The sequence below is a fragment of the Klebsiella indica genome (genome assembly GCF_005860775.1).
GTDB lineage: Bacteria > Pseudomonadota > Gammaproteobacteria > Enterobacterales > Enterobacteriaceae > Klebsiella > Klebsiella indica.
This window is the reverse complement of sequence record NZ_VCHQ01000004.1, coordinates 36,426-55,425: the sequence shown is the minus strand read 5'-3', so window position 1 is coordinate 55,425 and position 19,000 is coordinate 36,426. Positions and strand designations below refer to the sequence as shown.

General features: G+C 56.2%; 15 protein-coding genes. 7 read left to right on the top strand and 8 right to left on the bottom strand.

The window, feature by feature from the left end:
• Nucleotides 1-65: 65 nt before the first annotated feature.
• From pheP to FE839_RS03285, 4 genes are all read right to left on the bottom strand, one after another.
• Nucleotides 66-1,442 (bottom strand): phenylalanine transporter, encoded by a 1,377-nt coding sequence (pheP, locus tag FE839_RS03300; protein WP_138359118.1) that lies wholly within the window; start codon nucleotides 1,440-1,442, stop codon nucleotides 66-68.
• A gap of 41 nt (nucleotides 1,443-1,483) precedes the next feature.
• A complete protein-coding gene (locus FE839_RS03295; RefSeq protein ID WP_138359116.1) occupies nucleotides 1,484-1,900 on the bottom strand; it encodes an Exc2 family lipoprotein in 417 nt (138 codons plus the stop codon).
• 158 nt (nucleotides 1,901-2,058) lie between these two features.
• Nucleotides 2,059-3,294 carry a mechanosensitive ion channel family protein gene (locus FE839_RS03290; protein WP_138359114.1) on the bottom strand — a complete coding sequence of 412 codons (1,236 nt, stop codon included), beginning with the start codon at nucleotides 3,292-3,294 and terminating at the stop codon, nucleotides 2,059-2,061.
• 77 nt (nucleotides 3,295-3,371) lie between these two features.
• Nucleotides 3,372-4,799 carry an MFS transporter gene (locus FE839_RS03285; protein ID WP_138359112.1) on the bottom strand — a complete coding sequence of 476 codons (1,428 nt, stop codon included), beginning with the start codon at nucleotides 4,797-4,799 and terminating at the stop codon, nucleotides 3,372-3,374.
• A 110-nt stretch (nucleotides 4,800-4,909) separates the two neighbouring features.
• Between FE839_RS03285 and FE839_RS03280 the strand changes: the two genes are divergently transcribed.
• Entirely contained in the window at nucleotides 4,910-5,776 is an 867-nt protein-coding gene (locus tag FE839_RS03280; RefSeq protein WP_138359110.1) for a helix-turn-helix transcriptional regulator, read from the top strand.
• Nucleotides 5,777-5,954: 178 nt separating this feature from the next.
• Here FE839_RS03280 and nfsB read toward each other — a convergent pair whose 3' ends face one another.
• From nfsB to FE839_RS03265, 3 genes are all read right to left on the bottom strand, one after another.
• Nucleotides 5,955-6,608, bottom strand: coding sequence for an oxygen-insensitive NAD(P)H nitroreductase (gene nfsB / locus FE839_RS03275; RefSeq protein ID WP_138359108.1), 654 nt, complete (start codon nucleotides 6,606-6,608; stop codon nucleotides 5,955-5,957).
• A 118-nt stretch (nucleotides 6,609-6,726) separates the two neighbouring features.
• Nucleotides 6,727-7,095: an MmcQ/YjbR family DNA-binding protein gene (locus tag FE839_RS03270; RefSeq protein WP_138359106.1), complete on the bottom strand. Its 369-nt coding sequence runs from the start codon at nucleotides 7,093-7,095 to the stop codon at nucleotides 6,727-6,729.
• Nucleotides 7,095-7,676 carry a TetR/AcrR family transcriptional regulator gene (locus tag FE839_RS03265; RefSeq protein WP_138359104.1) on the bottom strand — a complete coding sequence of 194 codons (582 nt, stop codon included), beginning with the start codon at nucleotides 7,674-7,676 and terminating at the stop codon, nucleotides 7,095-7,097. The genes FE839_RS03270 and FE839_RS03265 overlap by 1 nt, the downstream gene beginning before the upstream one ends.
• 223 nt (nucleotides 7,677-7,899) lie before the next feature.
• On the opposite strand from FE839_RS03265, the gene FE839_RS03260 reads away from it, so the two are divergent.
• The 3 genes from FE839_RS03260 to FE839_RS03250 all read left to right on the top strand — a co-directional run bounded on the left by FE839_RS03260 (nucleotide 7,900) and on the right by FE839_RS03250 (nucleotide 11,311).
• A complete protein-coding gene (locus FE839_RS03260; protein WP_138359102.1) occupies nucleotides 7,900-8,967 on the top strand; it encodes an MBL fold metallo-hydrolase in 1,068 nt (355 codons plus the stop codon).
• A 32-nt stretch (nucleotides 8,968-8,999) separates the two neighbouring features.
• Nucleotides 9,000-9,341, top strand: a complete 342-nt coding sequence (locus tag FE839_RS03255) for a RamA family antibiotic efflux transcriptional regulator (protein ID WP_138359100.1) — start codon at nucleotides 9,000-9,002, stop codon at nucleotides 9,339-9,341.
• Nucleotides 9,342-9,688: 347 nt separating this feature from the next.
• Nucleotides 9,689-11,311, top strand: a complete 1,623-nt coding sequence (locus tag FE839_RS03250; RefSeq protein WP_138359098.1) for an alpha/beta hydrolase-fold protein — start codon at nucleotides 9,689-9,691, stop codon at nucleotides 11,309-11,311.
• Here the strand turns inward: FE839_RS03250 and FE839_RS03245 are convergent.
• Nucleotides 11,240-11,488, bottom strand: coding sequence for a DUF1158 domain-containing protein (locus FE839_RS03245; RefSeq protein WP_138359096.1), 249 nt, complete (start codon nucleotides 11,486-11,488; stop codon nucleotides 11,240-11,242). The two genes, FE839_RS03250 and FE839_RS03245, sit on opposite strands and share 72 nt — an antisense overlap.
• A 493-nt stretch (nucleotides 11,489-11,981) precedes the next feature.
• Between FE839_RS03245 and FE839_RS03240 the strand changes: the two genes are divergently transcribed.
• From FE839_RS03240 to FE839_RS03230, 3 genes are all read left to right on the top strand, one after another.
• Complete coding sequence (locus FE839_RS03240) at nucleotides 11,982-14,705, top strand: cation-transporting P-type ATPase (protein WP_171034810.1); 2,724 nt, start codon at nucleotides 11,982-11,984, stop codon at nucleotides 14,703-14,705.
• A 67-nt stretch (nucleotides 14,706-14,772) separates the two neighbouring features.
• Nucleotides 14,773-15,855 carry an efflux RND transporter periplasmic adaptor subunit gene (locus FE839_RS03235; protein ID WP_138359094.1) on the top strand — a complete coding sequence of 361 codons (1,083 nt, stop codon included), beginning with the start codon at nucleotides 14,773-14,775 and terminating at the stop codon, nucleotides 15,853-15,855.
• A 10-nt stretch (nucleotides 15,856-15,865) separates the two neighbouring features.
• Nucleotides 15,866-18,958: an efflux RND transporter permease subunit gene (locus FE839_RS03230; protein WP_138359092.1), complete on the top strand. Its 3,093-nt coding sequence runs from the start codon at nucleotides 15,866-15,868 to the stop codon at nucleotides 18,956-18,958.
• The last annotated feature ends 42 nt before the right edge of the window (nucleotides 18,959-19,000 follow it).

Below are 19,000 nucleotides of genomic sequence, written 5' to 3'. Positions count from 1 at the left end.
GCCAGCCTGGCGATGGGATAATGCTAATGGGTTTAGCGCCATTCGCCAGGCGGGTCAGTCACGCGCTACGCCCGGCGGCGTAAAGCTTTAAAGGCGACAAACAGAAACAGTATCCATATTGGCAGCAGAATCGCCGATGAACGCATACCGTCAATCGTGCACATCAGCGCCAGAATCAGCCCCAGAAAGGCGATACATAAATAGTTACTGGCCGGAGACAGCAGCGCTTTAAACTTCGGCTCGCGCCCTTCTCGCCGCTGAGCGGCACGGAATTTCAGGTGCGCCAGGCAAATCATAATCCAGTTCAACAGCAGCGTCGCCACCACCAGCGCCATTAACAGACCAAAGGCTTTCTGCGGCAGCAGGTAGTTAAGCAGCACCACCAGCGAGGTAATCACCCCGGAGAGCAGCAGGGAATTTACCGGCACGCCACGCTTGCTGACGCTGGCAAGGAACTTCGGCGCATTACCCTGCACCGACAGGCCGAACAACATGCGGCTATTGGAATAAACGCCGCTGTTATAGACCGATAGCGATGCTACCAGGATCACGAAGTTCAGCGCTGAAGCCACCGCGTTGCTGTCAAGATTATGGAAAATCATCACGAATGGGCTACTGTCGGACTTGATTTCCACCCACGGGTAGAGGGCCAGCAGAACCACCAGAGAGCCGATATAAAACAGCAGGATACGGTACACTACCTGGTTAACCGCTTTGGGAATGCTCTTCTCAGGGTTGTGGGCTTCCGCAGCGGTAATGCCGATAAGCTCCAGACCGCCAAAGGAGAACATGATCACCGCCAGCGACATCATCAGGCCGTGCCAGCCGGTGGCGAAAAAGCCGCCGTACTCCCACAGATTACCGAGCCCCGCCTTCCTGCCGCCGTGGCCGTTGAACAGCATCCACAGACCAAAGCCAATCATGCCGATAATTGCCAGCACTTTAATGAGCGCGAACCAGAATTCCGCTTCACCGTACAGGCGAACATTAACGAGGTTAACGGCGTTGATAATGATGAAGAATGCAGCGGCCCAGATCCATGTCGGAACATCCGGTAGCCAGTACTGCATATAGATACCCGCGGCGGTCAGCTCCGCCATTCCCACCAGCACGAACATGACCCAGTAGTTCCAGCCGGACAGAAAGCCGGCAAACGGCCCCCAGTACTTATACGCAAAATGGGCAAAAGAGCCAGATACCGGCTCTTCGACAACCATTTCGCCCAGTTGACGCATAATCAGAAAGGCGACGATCCCGGCGATGGCATAGCCGAGCAGGACTGCCGGTCCCGCCATTTGAATTGCCGGTCCAATACCGAGAAACAGGCCGGTTCCGATGGCGCCGCCGAGAGCGATAAGCTGGATATGTCGGTTCTGTAAACCACGATGAAGCGCCGGGCCGTTTCCCTCTACGACATCCGACGACGTTAGTGCGTTTTTCACGTCACTCCCCTGTGTGTTTTATGAAGGGCACCTTTTAACATTTATTTCACCCCAAGATAGCCGTCAAGATAGGCGCCAGCCAGTTCGTTACCGAGTAACACGGCATCTTTATTCTCCATCTCGTTTTCCCACTTATCGCTGGCGTTACCGTTGAACGTGTGCTGTATTCTGGTGCCCTGCGCCATTTGTTGCTTAATGCCGTCGGCGATACGGCGGGCGTCGCTTTCGCTTACGCCTGACTTTCTGTCCTGTTGGCCCCTGGCATAGATCCCGGTAAAGTTTGGCAGGTTTAAGCGGTAATTTTCCTGACGGTTAGTGGCGAAATTACCACCGACAAAATCAGAACGGTGCGAGACGAAATAGTACGCGTGGCGTTCCGGTGAGGATTTTGATGAACTGCAGCCGACGAGCGCGGCAAGAGCGCAACTGAGTGCGATAATTGCTATGTTTAATTTCATTGTTGATATCATCCCTAATCATTAATTTTAAAAATGAGCAGAGATGTATTTTGAGCATCCTGCTCGTATTTTTGCATTATGACGTGCTGACCAGATAAAGGGTCGATGCTGAAATGGACTGGCGCGTAATTTCTGCGCCAGTATCTCAGTCTACCTGATTAGCTCTCCCGCAGAGAACGAATATCGTTGCCGGTTGGCGACTGATGAATCCGCAGGCCAAATTCGTCAACCACGGCAAAGACATGGTCGAAGATATCCGCCTGGATGCCTTCATATTCCGCCCACACCACAGTATTCGTGAAGCAGTAAATCTCAAGCGGCAGGCCGTTGGCGTCTGGTGCCAGTTGACGCACCATCAGGGTCATATCTTGTCGAATGCGGGGATGGTTGCGTAAATACTCCTGTAAATAGGCACGGAAGGTGCCGATATTGGTCATTTTGCGCTGGTTCAGTATCGATTGGTCAGCGGCATTTTGCTGGTTCCACAAGCTGATTTCCTGATGACGCGAATCCATATACGGCTTTAACAGTCGGGCCTGAATCAAGCGCTGCTGCTCCTGCTCATCAAGAAAATGAATGCTGGTGGTATCGATATTCAGGCTGCGCTTGATTCGCCGACCGCCGGAGGCGGACATCCCGCTCCAGTTTTTAAACGAATCGGAAACCAGCGACCAGGTCGGAATGGTGGTGATGGTATTATCCCAGTTACGCACCTTTACCGTGGTCAGGCCGATATCAATCACCGCGCCGTCAGCGCCATATTTCGGCATCTCCAGCCAGTCACCGAGTTTTAGCATATCGTTGGCGGAGAGCTGAATACCGGCCACCAGGCCAAGGATCGGGTCTTTGAACACCAGCATCAGGACCGCCGCCATCGCGCCAAGGCCGCTAATCAGGATCGCCGGAGACTGGCCAATTAATAATGAGATAACCAAAATGCCGACAATAATCGCACAGACCAGCTTAATTCCCTGGAATATCCCTTTAAGCGGAAGCTGAGAGGCGGAGGCGAATTTTTGCGATAAGTTAAGCACGACATCCAGCAGCGAAAAGAAGGACATTAACGCGTATATCATCACCCACAGCTGTGCGCAGGTGGTGAGTATTTCTGCGGCCTCGCTACCTTTTTGTAGCCATAATACCGCCTGCACGTTGACGATTATCCCTTGCAGGGTAAAGGCCAGACGGTGAAAAAGTTTGTTCTGCGTAATAATTTGCAGCCACAAATGGCTACTGGCCTGCGCCCGTTTTTCGAACGTGCGCAGCACCACTTTATGCAAAATAAGGTGAACGACAGCCGCCGTCAGAAGAATAATGCCGAAGATAATAATAAGTGAGGTGGTTGGGGTTATTTCGATGCCTAACGCGGCGATTTCCGAGATTAATTCCTGCATAACGTCTCCTTTACATCCAGCGCTTATGATGACCGCTGGATGTCTATTATGCAAATCTCAGGTTACGCAGAGGTGAATTACGACGTTATCGCCGTCGGGCATGCGTTAAGGTGACGGCGGAAGCGCAACGCGATAATCCCCAGCAGCACCATCATCACCATCTCTACCGCTAAAAAATCAATAAAGGCGAGGGGATAACTTCCTCCGCTGCGTCGGGCGAAGCTTAAAAAGAGCGATCCCAGCAGTGCTGGCCCGAGGCCAAATGTTGCCTGTTGCAGAGTACTGAGGATTGCGCTCCCGGCCCCGGCATCATTCGCGCTAATGTCGCGCATGCCAATGCGGTAAAACGTATTCACAATCAGCGCCTGCCCGTAGCCAATAAGCGCTGTCGACGGTATCAGGCACAGCGTCGTGGTGTGGATACCGAAGCGATAAAACGTGACGCTCAATAGCAACAGACCGATAATCTGTACCGCAAGACCCGTCAGTAATATGCGCCCGATGCTGTAGCGGGCGATCAGCCTGGGGGCGTAAAGCGCAGAGAGGAAATAGGCGATGCCGAGAGCGATAAAGCTATTGCCTGACTGCCAGGGGGCCATTCCCAGCCCGGATTGCAGGGTTAGCGCCATGCAAAACATAAACGCCGACCAGGCGCTGAAAAAGAGCAGGGCAATCGCGATACCAAAACGCATACTGCCCGTTTTCAGCAGGCGCGGCGGTAGCAGCGGTTGTTCGCCTCGCTGTTGTTTACGCTGAGCGCTAACGCACATCCAGGCCAGCAGCGGGAATACCGCGATGAGGGAGAGACGCAGGGTTAAAGGCCAGTGCAGCTCTGGCCCCAGCGCCATCGGAAACAGCAGGCAACAGAGGATGAGCGCGAGGCTAAAGGTGCCCTGCCAGTCAACTGGCGAATGCTCGTCACGCCGGGTTTCCGGGATATAGCGGCGGCTAAAGGCCAGCACCAGCAGGCCAATTGGCACATTGATAAAAAAGGCGTTTCGCCAGCCTAAGCCGGCAATATCCGCCGACACCAGCCAGCCGCCGCACATTTGCCCGACGATAAAAGAGATACCGCCGATACCGCCATATAAGCTGATGGCCCTGGCATGCGCGGTACCTTTTAGCGTGACGTGCAGGGTGGCAAGGATTTGCGGCACGATCAGCGCCGCGCTGGCTCCTTGTAACGTTCGGGCGATCAGCAGCGTGGTCATCGATGTGGCCAGCCCGCACAACAGCGAGGCTACGCTAAAAACCGCCACGCCCCACATAAACAGACGGCGACGACCGTAGTTATCGCCAAGTTTACTCCCCATTGCCAGACACACGGCGAAGGCGACGCCGTACAGGGCGACAATCAGTTCCAGCTGCGTGGCGCTGGCTGCCAGCGACTGAGTGATGGAATCCAGGGCGACGTTCGTTATCGATGTATCGATTTGTGGCAACATCAGGCCAGTTAACAGGAGGAATAAACCGGCGTGACCGGGTGAAACAGCAGACGAATTCATCGGAGACTCTCCATTGCGTCATTCAGCGGATGGTCGTAGCATCACCGATAAATTAAACGGGTACCAGTTCCTGTCTATACTGGTATCAGCACTACCATGCTGGAGATGTTATGGCCACAATACCGCAACGTGAATCGGGGGGATTCATCACCGATGACAGTCGTAAACAGCTCGGGGCATTTTTGCGCGCCCGGCGCGAAAGCCTTGACCCGCAGCGCCTGGGGCTGCCTCGCGTCGGGCGGCGGCGCACGCCGGGGCTACGGCGGGAAGAGGTGGCGATGCTGGCGGATGTCGGTGTCACCTGGTATACCTGGCTGGAGCAGGGACGGGAAGTGAATCCGTCGGAGACGGTGCTGGCGGGGGTGGCGAATGCGCTACAGTGCAGTCAACTGGAAACCCGGCATCTGTTTGTGCTGGCCGGGCTGACGCCGCCGGAATCCACAGAGACCACGGTATGCGAAGGTATTAGCCCCGGCGCCAGACGAATGCTGGATAGCCTGATGCCGCAGCCCGCCAGCATTCAGACGCCGGGCTTTGATATTGTCGCCTGGAACGACAGCTTTTGCCGCCTGATGGGCATCGATTTCGCGACGATCCCGGAAGACGATCGCAACTGCATTTATCTGTATCTGACCAATGAAACCTGGCGAAGCCGCATCGAAAATCGCGATGTACTGGCGACATTTGCGTCTTATTTTCGTGCGGCAATGGCGGAGCACCGTGGTGACCCGGCGTGGGAGAATAAGCTGGCGCGTTTTTTCGCCGCGTCGGCGGAGTTTGAGGCGTTGTGGCACCAGCGCTATGAGGTGCGCGGCGTGGAGAATCAGGTTAAAAATTTTAAACATCCGCAGATTGGGCGATTTAGCTTACAGCAGATGTACTGGTATTCCGCCCCGCGTAATGGCTCGCGTCTGCTGGTCTATTTGCCGATGGACCCGGCGGGGGAGCAGGCGCTGGCGTGGCTGAATAAGCAATAATGACAAAGCGGGCTGATGAACGTTACCCGTCGGCAACAGCGTATTATTCCGCGCGCGCTGGGGGCGTGGCAGGCGCTGGCGGTCCCCGATATGCGGAGCGTATCTGGCATGCCGGAGAGCGGATCGGTAACCCGGGCGGGACGCATTCACGCCGCAGCCCGGGGGCAGAAGGAGAGGATTAAATCTCGGTGATGGTTGTCGCCTGCGGCAGGCGAGATTTCGGCAGGGCGGCGTTAAAATCTTCAACACTATGGTGGCCGACCGGCACGACGACCACACTGGTGTAGCCCTGTGCTTTCAGGTCAAATTCGGCGTCCAGAATGGCGAAATCGACGCCTTCAATCGGCACGGCGTCCAGGCCCATCGCCGCGACGCCAAGCAGGAAGTTGCCCACGTTCAGATAGACCTGCTTTGCCATCCACTGGTCGTCATCGTGCAGATCTTTGCGGTGCATATCAGCAAAGAACGTACGGCCTTTATGGTTTGCCGCTTTGGCTTCCGCATTGGCGAAGCGGCCATCGGCCTCTTCCTGGTCAACGACGCGATTCAGCCAGGCGTCATCCATCGCGGTTTTGGCACAAAAAACCACCACATGGGACGCGTCGAGAATTTTACGTTCGTTAAACACATAGGTGCCGCTGGCCGCTTTGGCGACGCGCGCTTTGCCTTCATCGGTGCTGGCAACGATAAAGTGCCACGGTTGGGAGTTGGTACTTGATGGGCTGTACTGAAGCAGCGTTTTCAGGTTTTCTGCCTGCCCGGCAGTCAGTTTTTTAGTGGCGTCAAATGCCTTGGTGGAGTAGCGCTTTAAGGCAACTGATATGATATCCATACTCTTCCTCACTATTTACAACCCCTTGCGGGTGCGTCTGGTGAGGGAAGAGTACAGCGATGCCGGGAAAATGATAAGGGGTAAAAATGCGATAACACTTATCGCGCTACGCTGAAAATCAGGCCGGGCGCAATCGTAACTGCTCTTTTTTGCTGAGTTTATTGACCACCAGATGCCACGAATCGCCAATAAGCTCAGCCAGCAGGTCCTCGCTGATATCACTGCCGGGTACCACGGTGATCCAGTGTTTTTTATTCATGTGATAGCCGGGCTTAATGCTGCGGTAAATCTCCTGATACAGCAGCGATTTTTGCGGATCGCATTTCAGGTTGACCAGCGCCCGGCCCCGTACCGTCATGGTCAGCATAAAAATCCGCCCGCCGACCTTAAACACATCGTACTCCGGGCCAAATGGCCAGCAGTGATCGGCAAAGGGAAGCGCCAGCGCGATACGGTGCGCATGGCGGTGGAGCGAGCGGGGATCCATCAGCGATTGTCCTCGGCAAGCGCCTGCCACATCGCCTCAAAACCCAGTTCAACAAAACGTACGGCGCGTTTCGGCTCGTGGCTGGCATATTCAATGGTGGTTTCAGCGAGCGAAAGGAATAACGCGTCGCCGAAGGTACGGTACTCGTCAGACTGGAAAACGGTCTTGATTGAACGCTGGCACAATTCGTTTAGCTCCGGGAACATCTCTTTGACGCGGTTGCGGGTTTCGTCAGTGATCCTTTCGCTGAGCGCCATCCGCCGAATCGCTTTATGCTCCATCGGATTACGCACGCCCCAGTCGATATAGCTGTTCCAGATATTGCGCGTGTTCTCTTTTGGCCGACGTTCGTCAGGATTGAGACCGGCAATCATTGACTTCACCAGGTCGGATTTTATTGTCAGGTACAGCTCATTGAGCAGATCGTCCTTGGTGGCGAAATAACGAAACAGCGTTCCCTCGGCGACGCCCGCGCTACGGGCAATGGCCGAGGTCGACGCCGCGATTCCCGATTGGGCAAAAGCGGCAGTTGCAGCCTCCAGTAACGCTTGTTTTTTATCTTCACTCTTAGGACGAGCCACTACACTTTACCTCACAGGTTATAAAACGACGATCTAAGCATGTCTGATACAGGCACTGCAACGGTGTCTGTCAAAATTTGAAAATCGTCTTGACGACTTTCAGCTTTCGCCCTAATAATGAGTGCTTACTCACTCATAATCAAGTCCTGCCGCGAAAACCGTCAGAAAAACGGTTTCCAGGGGGCAGGATATAAACCCTGTCATCTTTAGCGTGGTCGCCATCATGTTATTAGCGTCAGCAACAACTTTGCCGTTTGCGCTCAGTGCCGGATTTGGGCAGGCGCCGCATGGCGAGCAGCTCAGCCTGGTGGAACAGTCGCCTCACTATCATGACGGTCAGTTTCATAACGCGCTGCCAACGCCGGGGTTTACCGGGAAAAAGAGTATGCTGGCCGCGTGGTGGACATTTCTTGTCGCCAGGCGAGAAAACGCCAGGCCCGCCGGTCCGCTGCCGCTGGTGAAAACTGACCTGGCCCGCCTGCCGCCAGGTCAGGACGTTCTGGTCTGGCTGGGACACTCCTCCTGGTATCTGCAACTGGCGGGCCAGCGCATTCTGATTGACCCGGTGTTTAGTCACTATGCTGCACCATTCTCTTTTATTAATAAGGCGTTTCCTGGTGATTACCCGTGGCACGCTGAAGGGATGCCCGATATCGATCTGCTGATTATTTCGCACGATCACTACGACCATCTCGACTACGCCACCATCAAGGCGCTGATGCCGAAAATCAAGCGGGTGGTGACGCCGCTGGGCGTCGGGTCGCACCTGCGCTACTGGGGAATGAATAGCGCGATTATCAGCGAAGCGGACTGGAATCAGTCTTTGCCGGTGAGCGATGAGCTCACGGTGTACGTGTTACCTGCGCGCCACTTTTCCGGCCGCGGCCTGAAACGTAACCAGACCCTGTGGGCCAGCTTTATGCTGGTTACCTCGCAGCAGAAAATTTACTACAGCGGCGATAGCGGCTACGGGCCGCACTTTAACGCTATCGGCGAACAGTTTGGCGAAGTGGACCTCGCCATTATGGAAAATGGTCAGTATGACGAGGACTGGAAGTACATCCATATGACGCCGGAAGAGACGGCGCAAGCCGCTGACGATGTTCATGCACGAGCGGTGCTGCCGGGCCATGCCGGGCGCTTCGTGCTGGCAAAACACACATGGGATGATCCGTATAAAAGGCTGGCGGAGGCCAGTACAGGGCGACCATGGCGGCTGCTGACACCAGTGTTGGGTGAGCCGGTCTGGGTCGCTGATAAAACGCAATCATTTAACGCCTGGTGGCGGTAACGATGAGAGTGGTTCTGGAGGAGAGAGGACATATGACTATTTCCGCTCAGGTTATTGATACGATCGTCGAGTGGATTGATGATAATTTGCATCAGCCGCTACGTATTGACGATATTGCGCGCCATGCCGGTTACTCGAAATGGCATTTGCAACGACTGTTTTTACAGTACAAAGGGGAGAGTCTGGGGCGCTACATTCGCGCGCGTAAACTGCTGCTGGCGGCACGGGATCTGCGCGATACCGATCAGCGAGTCTATGATATTTGCCTGAAATACGGCTTTGACTCGCAGCAAACCTTTACCCGCATCTTCACCCGCACGTTTAATCAGCCGCCGGGTGCCTATCGTAAAGAGAATCACAGTCGTACTCACTGAAAACCCTCCGCCGGCCTTTTTGTCGGCGGATATTTACTCTTAGCGGGTATCTCGGGCGTCGTTTTCCGTCACCGATAGCGTCTTTGTTACCGCTATTCTTTTTAGCGGGGCGTCTGGATCGTCGGTGTGCTGCGACGAGTCTGCGTTGAGCGTTAACACCGTGAAATTCATGGCCATGATTCATCTATCGAAATGTTCTTATGACTATTCCTGGCCGGGCTGTCGCCAAAAACGCGCGCTGAGAGGGGATTACTGCGGTGGCGCCTGTTTACAGTGGTAACACCATTGTAAATGGTTATTATTTGCATTAACGTTATTGGCAAATTCTCACAGGGAGCTATCGGGCAATGAAGACGGCGTGGAGCGGCCTGCTGATTGGCATGAGTGCTTTACCGGCAGCGGCGATAAACTGCGAATCTCCTTCGTTACAGGGGGAACTACAGGGGAAGTTCGACGCCAGCGGCGAAGTCTGTTTTGACCTGCCCAGGCTGGGTGAGAACTACGTCGCGGCGATCATTTCCGGCGTCACCGATGCCCGGTTGCTGGATGAACATAACCGTCGTCTGCGCACACTATTGGCGGGGGGGCCACCGGACGGGGAGCAAACCTTACTGTTTTCTTTGCCGGTGAACCGTGCTTCCTCGCTGGTGCTGCATGGCGAAGAGGGGGCGCGCTGGCGCTTTCAGTGGCAGATGCGCGAAACCATCGCGCTGACGAAAATTCAGATGCAGGACCCGGCCAGCCCGCGCCTGCAGCAACTGATGCGCGAGCTGGCGTCGGGAGGGTCTACGGCACGTTTCTGGCTGGAACGCGCGCAGGAAGGCACGCCGATGGTGGAACCGGTTGATGCGACCCATAAGCGGGTTACTTTCCTGTGGCGCGGAGCGAGCCGGAATGTGTTTATTCTCGGCTCCCCCGCGGGAGAGCACGATGCGCTGTTTCGTCTTGGCGACTCTGATGTCTGGTTTCGTAGTTATGTTGTCCCTGCCGATACCTTAATGCAGTATAAGCTGGCTCCGGATGTGCCGCAGGTGACCGGCAGCGGGCATGAGCAGCGGCGAGCGATTCTGGTCAGCGCTCAGGCGGACCCGCTCAACCCGCATAGCATTAATGCGGCTCACGACCGCTGGAATCGCTACTCGCTGCTGGCGCTTAATCCCGTGCGTTTCTGCACGGCGCAGCGTATGGCACGGCCGTTGCGCCACGGAACCTTAACCCGTCATCAGATGCGCAGCGACTTTTTGCAGAATACGCGCGAAGTGATGATTTACCGTCCGCGTCTGCCCCATCCTGCACGCTGGACCCTGATGTTGTTCGATGGCAAAACTTACCAGGACGAATATCACTTCGCCAACGTGCTGGACAGCCTGATTGCCAGTCATCAGTTGCCGCCGATTAACGTGGTGTTTATCGATAGCCTCGATCATCCGCGTCGGGCGAAAGAGCTGCCGCCGAATCCCCATTTTGCCGATTTTATGGCTCATGAGCTGCTACCGTGGCTGAATCGGCAGGGGCTCCGCCTGAGTCGGCATAAAACGGTGGTGGCAGGCTCCAGCTATGGCGGCCTGGCCGCATCATGGGTGGCACTGCGTTATCCGCGGCATTTTGGCAATGTGTTGAGTCTGTCAGGCTCGTACTGGTGGGCGCCAACGGGGGAAGAGGCCAGTTGGTTGACGCGACAGTATCAGCAATCGCCACGCTATCCAGTACGCTTCTGGTTACAGGCGGGTAAATTCGAAACCCACGGGCCGGATGGCGGTATTTATGTCAATACGCGCGAATTTGAGCAGGTATTGAAGGATAAAGGCTATGCGGTGAGCTTCCATCCCTCTTCCAGCGGCCACGATTACGCCGCCTGGTGCGAAGCGCTGGTGGACGGCATGCGCGACTTTACCGGCTTAGCGCTCAAGGGAAAACCAGCGGCGCCAGATCCAGCGCAGCACCAGGTATTCAATTACGCCCAGCGCTAAGAACCACAGGCAGAAGATCAGCGTATAAAGTTGGTTGAGATCCATCAGGTGGAACGTCTCAACCAGCTTTTGCGCCAGCGTCAGTCCCGGGGACGGCACCGGTAGCAACAGGCAGGAGAGCAAAGCCAACAGGAGAATGCCGGCGGCACTCAGGAGCGTTTCTAGCGGATGTTTCATTATTTGTTAATCATCGGTTAAATACATATTGTCCGGTAAAAGGGAAATGAATGCAATATTGTTTCATACGAAATTAAATTTCGCCTTAAGATATTATATATGATCCCCTTCGTTAATTTCTTTGTTAATTAATTGAGGCTTATTTGTAATTAAGTTAATTGCGCTGAAATGTAAATTAGCGTCATTATTAAGCCAGCGATTTTACAAAAGTATAGGTGCTATATCCCACTAACGTGGCGATAATAATCGCCAGCAGGATATACAGCGCCAGACGGCGTCCGCGGTAGATTCCAAACATAGTCAACCTCGTTTAATTACTGTTTATTCATATTCTGCAATAGTTATTTCATAGAATTAACTTAGCATAGTTTTTGAATTTTGCGAGAGATTAAATATTGCGTTTGCTCAATTTTTCTCGCGCTTATTTGAATTTTCTCACTGCCCGGAATGACGCCAGGCTTTCCGACTCACGGAATTTTAAGGGAGAGATATTTTGACCAAAATGCTCAATACAAATAATACCACCCCCTCGGGAAATGCTGCGCCACGGCAGGTATATCAGCAGACGATTGATGTGGTGCTGGCGCAGAAACAGAGCCATCCCGGCGGGCTCAGCGCCGCCGAGGCGGCTGAGCGTTTGCGGACTTACGGCCCGAATGCGTTACCGGAGAAAAAGGGCAAGCCCGCCTGGCGGCGTTTTCTCGCCCATTTTAACGATGTTCTGATATATGTTCTGCTGGTTGCCGCGGCGCTCACTGCGGTGATGGGCCATTGGGTTGATACTCTGGTTATTCTTGGCGTCACGGTCATCAACGCCCTGATCGGCCATATCCAGGAGAGCAACGCTGAAAAATCGCTGGAGAGCATCCGCAATATGCTCTCCAGCGATGCGCGCGTACAGCGTAACGGTAAGCATGAAACCCTCCCGACGCGCGACCTGGTTCCTGGCGATATCGTGATTCTGCGCGCCGGCGACCGCGTGCCGGCCGATATGCGCCTGATTGAAACCCATAATCTGCGGGTTGAAGAAGCGATTTTGACCGGAGAATCGACGGTAGTGGATAAAACCACCGACGTGCTGGACGGGGAACTGCCGCTGGGCGACCGCACCAATATGCTCTTTTCCGGCACCACCATCAGCGCCGGTAGCGGCGTTGGCGTGGTGACCGCCACCGGCCAGGAGACAGAACTTGGCCACATCAACCAGATGATGGCGGGCATTGAGAAGCATCGCACACCGCTGTTGGTGCAAATGGATAAACTCGGCAAGGCGATTTTCGTCATCATCCTGGCGATGATGGCGGCGCTGTTTGTCTTCAGCCTTGCGCTGCGCGATATTCCTCTCGGCGAGCTGCTGCTCTCTCTGATTAGCCTGGCGGTTGCCGCCGTGCCGGAAGGCTTACCGGCGATTATCTCAATTATTCTCTCTCTTGGCGTCCAGGCGATGGCGCGGCAGCGGGCGATTATCCGCAAATTGCCGACGGTAGAAACCCTGGGCGCAATGACCGTGGTATGTTCGGATAAAACCGGCACCCTGACGATGAACGAGATGACCGTTAAAGCGGTTATCACCGCCGACTGTTGCTATCGCGTTGAAGGCGACAGCTACGAGCCGAAAGGCGGTATCTATCTGGAGGGCAGCGATGCGCCGGTGCAGATTAAAGCGGGCAGCGTGCTGGAAACGTACCTGCGCACTATCGACCTGTGTAACGACAGCCATATTATCCAGGATGAGCGCGGTCTGTGGGGCATTACCGGCGGGCCAACCGAAGGGGCACTGAAAGTGCTGGCGGCAAAAGCGCAACTGGAACCGGTTGACGCCCAACTGGTAGCGAAAATCCCCTTTGATTCGCAGTATAAATATATGGCGACCCGGCAGAAAATCGGCAATGAGGAGCGGGTGCTGATTACCGGCGCGCCGGACGTGATTTTCTCCCTGTGTCGTCAGCAGATGAGCAAACAGGGGCCGGTGGCGTTCGACGCTCACTACTGGGAAGAGGAGATGGCGCGCTTTGCCCGTCAGGGGCTGCGCATGGTCGCCGCCGCATACAAACCAGCCAACGTCGGCAGCACCACGCTGACCCATGACGATCTGCGCGAAGGCCTGGTGTTCCTCGGCATCGCCGGGATGATGGATCCGCCGCGTCCGGAAGCCATTGACGCGATTCACGCCTGTCAGAATGCAGGGATTCGCGTGAAGATGATTACCGGCGACCATCCGCAGACGGCCATGAGCATTGGCGGGATGTTGGGGATCGCCAACAGTCGCCAGGCGATGACCGGCTACCAGCTGGAGCACATGGATGATGCCGAACTGGCGAAAGCCGCCGTTGAGTACGATATTTTTGCCCGTACCAGCCCGGAGCATAAGCTGCGCCTGGTGAAAGCCCTGCAGGATAACGGTGAAGTGGTTGGTATGACTGGCGACGGCGTTAACGATGCACCGGCGCTGCGTCAGGCCGACGTCGGTATCGCCATGGGGATCAAAGGGACTGAGGTGACCAAAGAAGCGGCCGACATGGTGCTCACCGATGATAACTTTGCCACTATCGCCAGTTCGGTAAAAGAGGGGCGTCGGGTCTACGACAACCTGAAGAAGACCATTCTGTTCATTATGCCGACCAACCTCGCGCAGGGGCTGCTGATTATCATCGCCCTGCTGGCGGGGAACATTATTCCGCTGACGCCGGTACTGATTTTGTGGATGAACATGGCGACCTCCGCCACGCTCTCCTTCGGCCTCGCATTTGAAGCCGCCGAGCGTAATGTGATGCACCGTCCGCCGCGTAAAACCGGTCAGCATGTGATGGATGCTTTCGCTATCTGGCGCGTTGCTTTTGTCGGCACGATGATCGCCGTCGCCGCCTTTATTCTTGAAGCCTGGCTGGCACCGCGGGGCCACAGCCCGGAGTTTATCCGCACCGTGCTGTTGCAGATGCTGGTCACCGCGCAGTGGGTCTACATGATCAACTGCCGTAGCAGCGACAGCTTCTCGCTGAACATGGGGCTGCTGCGTAACAAAGGGATCTGGCTGGTGAGCGGCGTGCTGCTGCTGATGCAACTGGTCATCATCTACGTGCCGGTAATGCAGGCGATGTTTGGCACCGAAGGGCTGCCGCTGCGCTACTGGTTTATCACCCTGGCGAGCGGTATGGCGATGTTCCTGGTGGTGGAAGTGGAGAAACGCCTGACCCGTCGTTTTCGCAAAGCCGCCTAGTTCGTCCGCTCCGCCCGGCCTCCCTTCTCCCAGGGGAGGGAGGCCGGGCCATCGTAAGGAATTTCCCATGAACAAGATGATCCGCTCCGCCTTACTGGCCTGCGGCCTGGCGGGTTTTGCGCTAACGGTCGCAGCCGCTCCGGCGATTCCGGTCCGTATCGCCACCGTTGAACACGCGCCGCATGTCAATGAGCGGCAAATTTCCGGCCGCGTTGAGGCCATTCATGCCGTTGCTGTTCGCGCCCGCACCGAAGGGACAATCGTGCTGCGCCATTTTCAGGACGGGCAGTATGTAAAAAAAGGCGATGTACTGTTTACGCTTGATGATGCGCAACCAAAAGCCGAACTGGCGCTGGCGCAGGCGGAACTGAAAAGCGCGCAGGCGTCATTACGCCAGGCCCAACAGCTACTGAACCGTTATCAGCAATTAAAAAATAACCATTCGATTAGCCGCAACGATGTTGATACCGTGCGAATGCAACGCGATGTCGCCGCGGCTGCCGTGGACCAGGCACAGGCGCGGATTACCGCCCGGAAGATTACCCTCGGCTATACCCGCATAACGTCCCCGGTTACCGGCCGTGTCGGCCATAGCCAGTTTCATGTCGGTAGCCTGGTCAATCCCGCCAGCGGCGTGCTGGTCGATGTTGTGCAGCTTGACCCGATTCGCATTGCGTTCTCACTCGATGAGACGGCATTTTTTGCTAAAGCGGGACAATATCCCGATATTAGCGCGCTGAAACAGGCGTGGCTGGCGCAGGTTGATATTGATGGGCAACGTGAAGATGGCGTACTGACGTCCGTCGATAACCGTATTGATAGCCGTACCGCCAGCGTGGCGCTGCGCGCCGAATTTGCTAACCCGCAACACCGTCTGCTGCCCGGCGGCAACGTGATGATTTTCTTCCGGCCGCTGGCGGGTCAGGAAAAACCGATGATCCCTGTTTCTGCGGTACAGCAGGACGCGCAGGGCTTTTACTGCTGGATACTGACGGCAAACAATACCGTAACGATGCGGCGTATTATTCCTGGCGGCCAGCAGGGGCCGCGACTGGCAGTGACGGAAGGACTTCATGCGGGCGAACGTGTGGTGACGGAAGGCGCTCAACGCCTGCGTGACGGCGCCGCTGTGCAGTGGCTGAATGAATGAGGAAGAAAGGATGCTGACGTTTTTTATCCGTCGTCCGCGCTTTGCCATGGTGATTGCGTTGTTGATCACTTTTATCGGCGCGGTGTCGCTGAAGCTGATCCCGGTCGAACAATATCCGCAGATTACTCCGCCGGTTATTAATGTGAGCGCCAGTTGGCCGGGGGCCAGCGCGGCGGATGTGGCTGAGGCCATTGCCGCACCGCTGGAGACCCAACTCAATGGTGTTGACCATATGCTGTATATGGAATCCACCAGTTCTGATGAGGGAGCCTACAGCCTGAGCCTGACCTTTGCCGCCGGTACCCATGCCGATTTAGCCGCGGTTGATGTACAGAACCGGGTTTCGCAGGCGGTGGCGCAGCTTCCTGCGGAAGTGCAGCAGAACGGCGTGCAGGTGCGCAAACGGGCGACGAACCTGCTGATGGGCGTGAGTCTTTACTCGCCGCTCGGTACGCTATCGCCGTTGTTCGTCAGCAACTACGCCAGTACCCAGGTGCGCGAGGCGCTGGCGCGTCTGCCGGGCGTTGGTGACGTACAGATGTTTGGCGCCCGCGACTACAGTATGCGCATCTGGCTGCGGCCCGACCGTATGAATGCGCTTAATATTACCTCCGATGATATTTCCCGGGCGCTGTACGAACAAAACGTGCAGGGCGCGGCGGGGCAGGTGGGGACGCCGCCGGTATTTAACGGTCAGCAGCAGACCCTGACCATCAACGGTATTGGTCGATTGAGCGATGCCGCCAGTTTCGGACGGATTATTATTCGAAGCGGCGAGCGTGGGCAACTGGTGCGTCTGTCTGACGTGGCAACCATTGAGCTGGGCGCGCGCAGCTACCGTTCCGGCGCGCAGCTTAATGGCAAAGACTCCGCGTATCTTGGTATCTATCCGACGCCGACCGCCAACGCGCTGCAGGTCGCCAGCGCGGTGCGCGCCGAGTTGACCCGGCTGCACACGCGATTTCCGGCCGATCTCACCTGGGAAGTGAAGTTTGATACCACCCGCTTTGTGACGGCGACGATCAAAGAGATCGGCGTTTCGCTGATGCTAACCCTACTGGCGGTGGTGGTGGTGGTGTCGCTGTTTCTGCAAAGCTGGCGGGCGACGCTGATTGTTGCTCTCGCGATCCCGGTTTCGCTTATCGGTACTTTCGCCGTACTCTATTCGCTGGGCTATAGCGCCAATACCCTGAGCCTGTTCGCCATTATTCTTGCGCTGACCATGGTCGTGGATGACGCTATCGTGGTGGTGGAAAATGTTGAAAGCAAAATGGCGGAGGGGCTGGAGCGCGGGGAGGCCACCGCGCAAGCCCTGCGGCAAATTGCCGGACCGGTGATTGCCACGACCCTCGTGCTGCTGGCGGTATTTGTTCCGGTAGCCATGCTGTCCGGGATTGTCGGCGAACTGTATCGCCAGTTTGCCGTCACGTTGTCGACGGCGGTGACCCTGTCGAGCGTTGTGGCGTTGACCTTAACGCCTGCACTGTGCGCGCTGCTGTTGCGCCCGCGGCCGGCGCAGCCAGCCGCCATCTGGCGCGGTTTTAACCGCGGGCTGGAGCGCGTGCGAGACGGCTATGGCCGCCTGGTTGGCGGAATGAATCGCCATCCCTGGCTGGCGCTGGCCGCAACAGTTATGGCCGCCGGGCTGGTGGCGCTGAGCTTCACCAGCATGCCGAAGGGGTTTCTGCCGCAGGAAGATCAGGGCTATTTCTTCGCCAGCGTGCAGCTGCCTGAAGCCGCCTCGCTGGCGCGTACCGAAGCGGTGATGGCCCAGGCGCGGGAGTTGCTGTTGATGAATCCGGCGGTGGCGGATGTGATTCAGGTGTCCGGTTTTAATATTCTTAACGGCACCAGCGCCTCGAACGGCGGCTTTATTTCGGTGATGCTGAAAGACTGGCATCAGCGACCGCCGCTGGAGGCGGTGATGGAAAAACTACAAGGGCAGTTGATGGGGCTGCCGGAAGCGACGATTATGACCTTTGCGCCGCCGACGCTGCCGGGGCTGGGCAATGCTTCGGGGTTTAATTTACGTATTCTGGCGCAGGCCGGGCAATCTTCGGCGGCGCTGGAGCAGGTGACGCATCAGGTGCTGCGGATGGCCAATCAGCACCCGCAATTGAGCCGGGTCTTTACGACCTGGAGCAGCAATGTGCCACAACTGACGCTCAACGTTGACCGCGATCAGGCGGCGCGGCTGAATGTACCGACTTCAAGGATTTTCAGTAACTTGCAAACCGCGTTTGGCGGCACCCGCGCCGGGGATTTCAGCATAAATAACCGCGTTTACCCTGTCGTTATCCAAAATGAGATGCAGTGGCGTCAGCGGGCGGAGCAGATTAGCGAACTGTATGTGCGTAGCGACAACGGCGAGCGAGTCCGTTTGAGCAACCTGGTGACCATTACGCCGACGATCGGCGCGCCATTTATTCAGCAATATAATCAGTTCCCGTCGGTATCGGTGAGTGGTTCAGCCGCCGAAGGCGTTAGCAGTCGCACGGCGATGGCGGTGATGGAGCAGATTTTACAATCGCATTTACCGCAGGGGTATGACTATGCCTGGAGCGGAATTTCGTGGCAGGAGCAGCAGACCGGCAATCAGGCGATGTGGATCGTGCTGGCGGCGGTGGTGATGGCGTGGTTGTTCCTTGTCGCCCAGTACGAAAGCTGGACGCTCCCGGCGAGCGTGATGCTGTCGGTGCTGTTTGCCATTGGCGGAGCATTGCTGTGGCTATGGTGGGCCGGTTATGCCAACGATGTCTATGTGCAGATTGGTCTGGTATTGCTGATTGCGCTGGCGGCAAAAAACGCGATTTTGATTGTTGAGTTTGCGCGGGCGAAGCGCGAAGAGGGGATGTCGATAGTCGATGCGGCTCGTGAAGGCGCGACTCACCGTTTTCGTGCGGTGATGATGACGGCGGTCTCCTTCATTATTGGGATTGCGCCGATGATGCTTGCGACCGGCGCCGGGGCGCAGAGTCGGCGGATTATTGGCACCACCGTATTCAGCGGCATGCTGGTCGCTACGGCGATCGGGATTCTGTTTATTCCGTCGCTGTACGTGTTGTTCCAGCGTCTGCGTGAGTGGGGGCATCGCCGGATGTAGGTGCACTGCGGTTTTGTTCCCCAGCTCGCGCTAGGCTACAAA

What these genes read in the sequence shown, in the direction of transcription:
- FE839_RS03230 (WP_138359092.1), top strand. Translation starts at nt 15,866, where the DNA reads ATGCTGACGTTTTTTATCCGTCGTCCGCGCTTTGCCATGGTGATTGCG.
- FE839_RS03295 (WP_138359116.1), bottom strand. Translation starts at nt 1,900, where the DNA reads ATGAAATTAAACATAGCAATTATCGCACTCAGTTGCGCTCTTGCCGCG.
- FE839_RS03280 (WP_138359110.1), top strand. Translation starts at nt 4,910, where the DNA reads ATGGCCACAATACCGCAACGTGAATCGGGGGGATTCATCACCGATGAC.
- FE839_RS03285 (WP_138359112.1), bottom strand. Translation starts at nt 4,799, where the DNA reads ATGAATTCGTCTGCTGTTTCACCCGGTCACGCCGGTTTATTCCTCCTG.
- nfsB (WP_138359108.1), bottom strand. Translation starts at nt 6,608, where the DNA reads ATGGATATCATATCAGTTGCCTTAAAGCGCTACTCCACCAAGGCATTT.
- FE839_RS03260 (WP_138359102.1), top strand. Translation starts at nt 7,900, where the DNA reads ATGTTATTAGCGTCAGCAACAACTTTGCCGTTTGCGCTCAGTGCCGGA.
- FE839_RS03245 (WP_138359096.1), bottom strand. Translation starts at nt 11,488, where the DNA reads ATGAAACATCCGCTAGAAACGCTCCTGAGTGCCGCCGGCATTCTCCTG.
- FE839_RS03250 (WP_138359098.1), top strand. Translation starts at nt 9,689, where the DNA reads ATGAAGACGGCGTGGAGCGGCCTGCTGATTGGCATGAGTGCTTTACCG.
- FE839_RS03235 (WP_138359094.1), top strand. Translation starts at nt 14,773, where the DNA reads ATGAACAAGATGATCCGCTCCGCCTTACTGGCCTGCGGCCTGGCGGGT.
- FE839_RS03290 (WP_138359114.1), bottom strand. Translation starts at nt 3,294, where the DNA reads ATGCAGGAATTAATCTCGGAAATCGCCGCGTTAGGCATCGAAATAACC.
- FE839_RS03255 (WP_138359100.1), top strand. Translation starts at nt 9,000, where the DNA reads ATGACTATTTCCGCTCAGGTTATTGATACGATCGTCGAGTGGATTGAT.
- FE839_RS03270 (WP_138359106.1), bottom strand. Translation starts at nt 7,095, where the DNA reads ATGGATCCCCGCTCGCTCCACCGCCATGCGCACCGTATCGCGCTGGCG.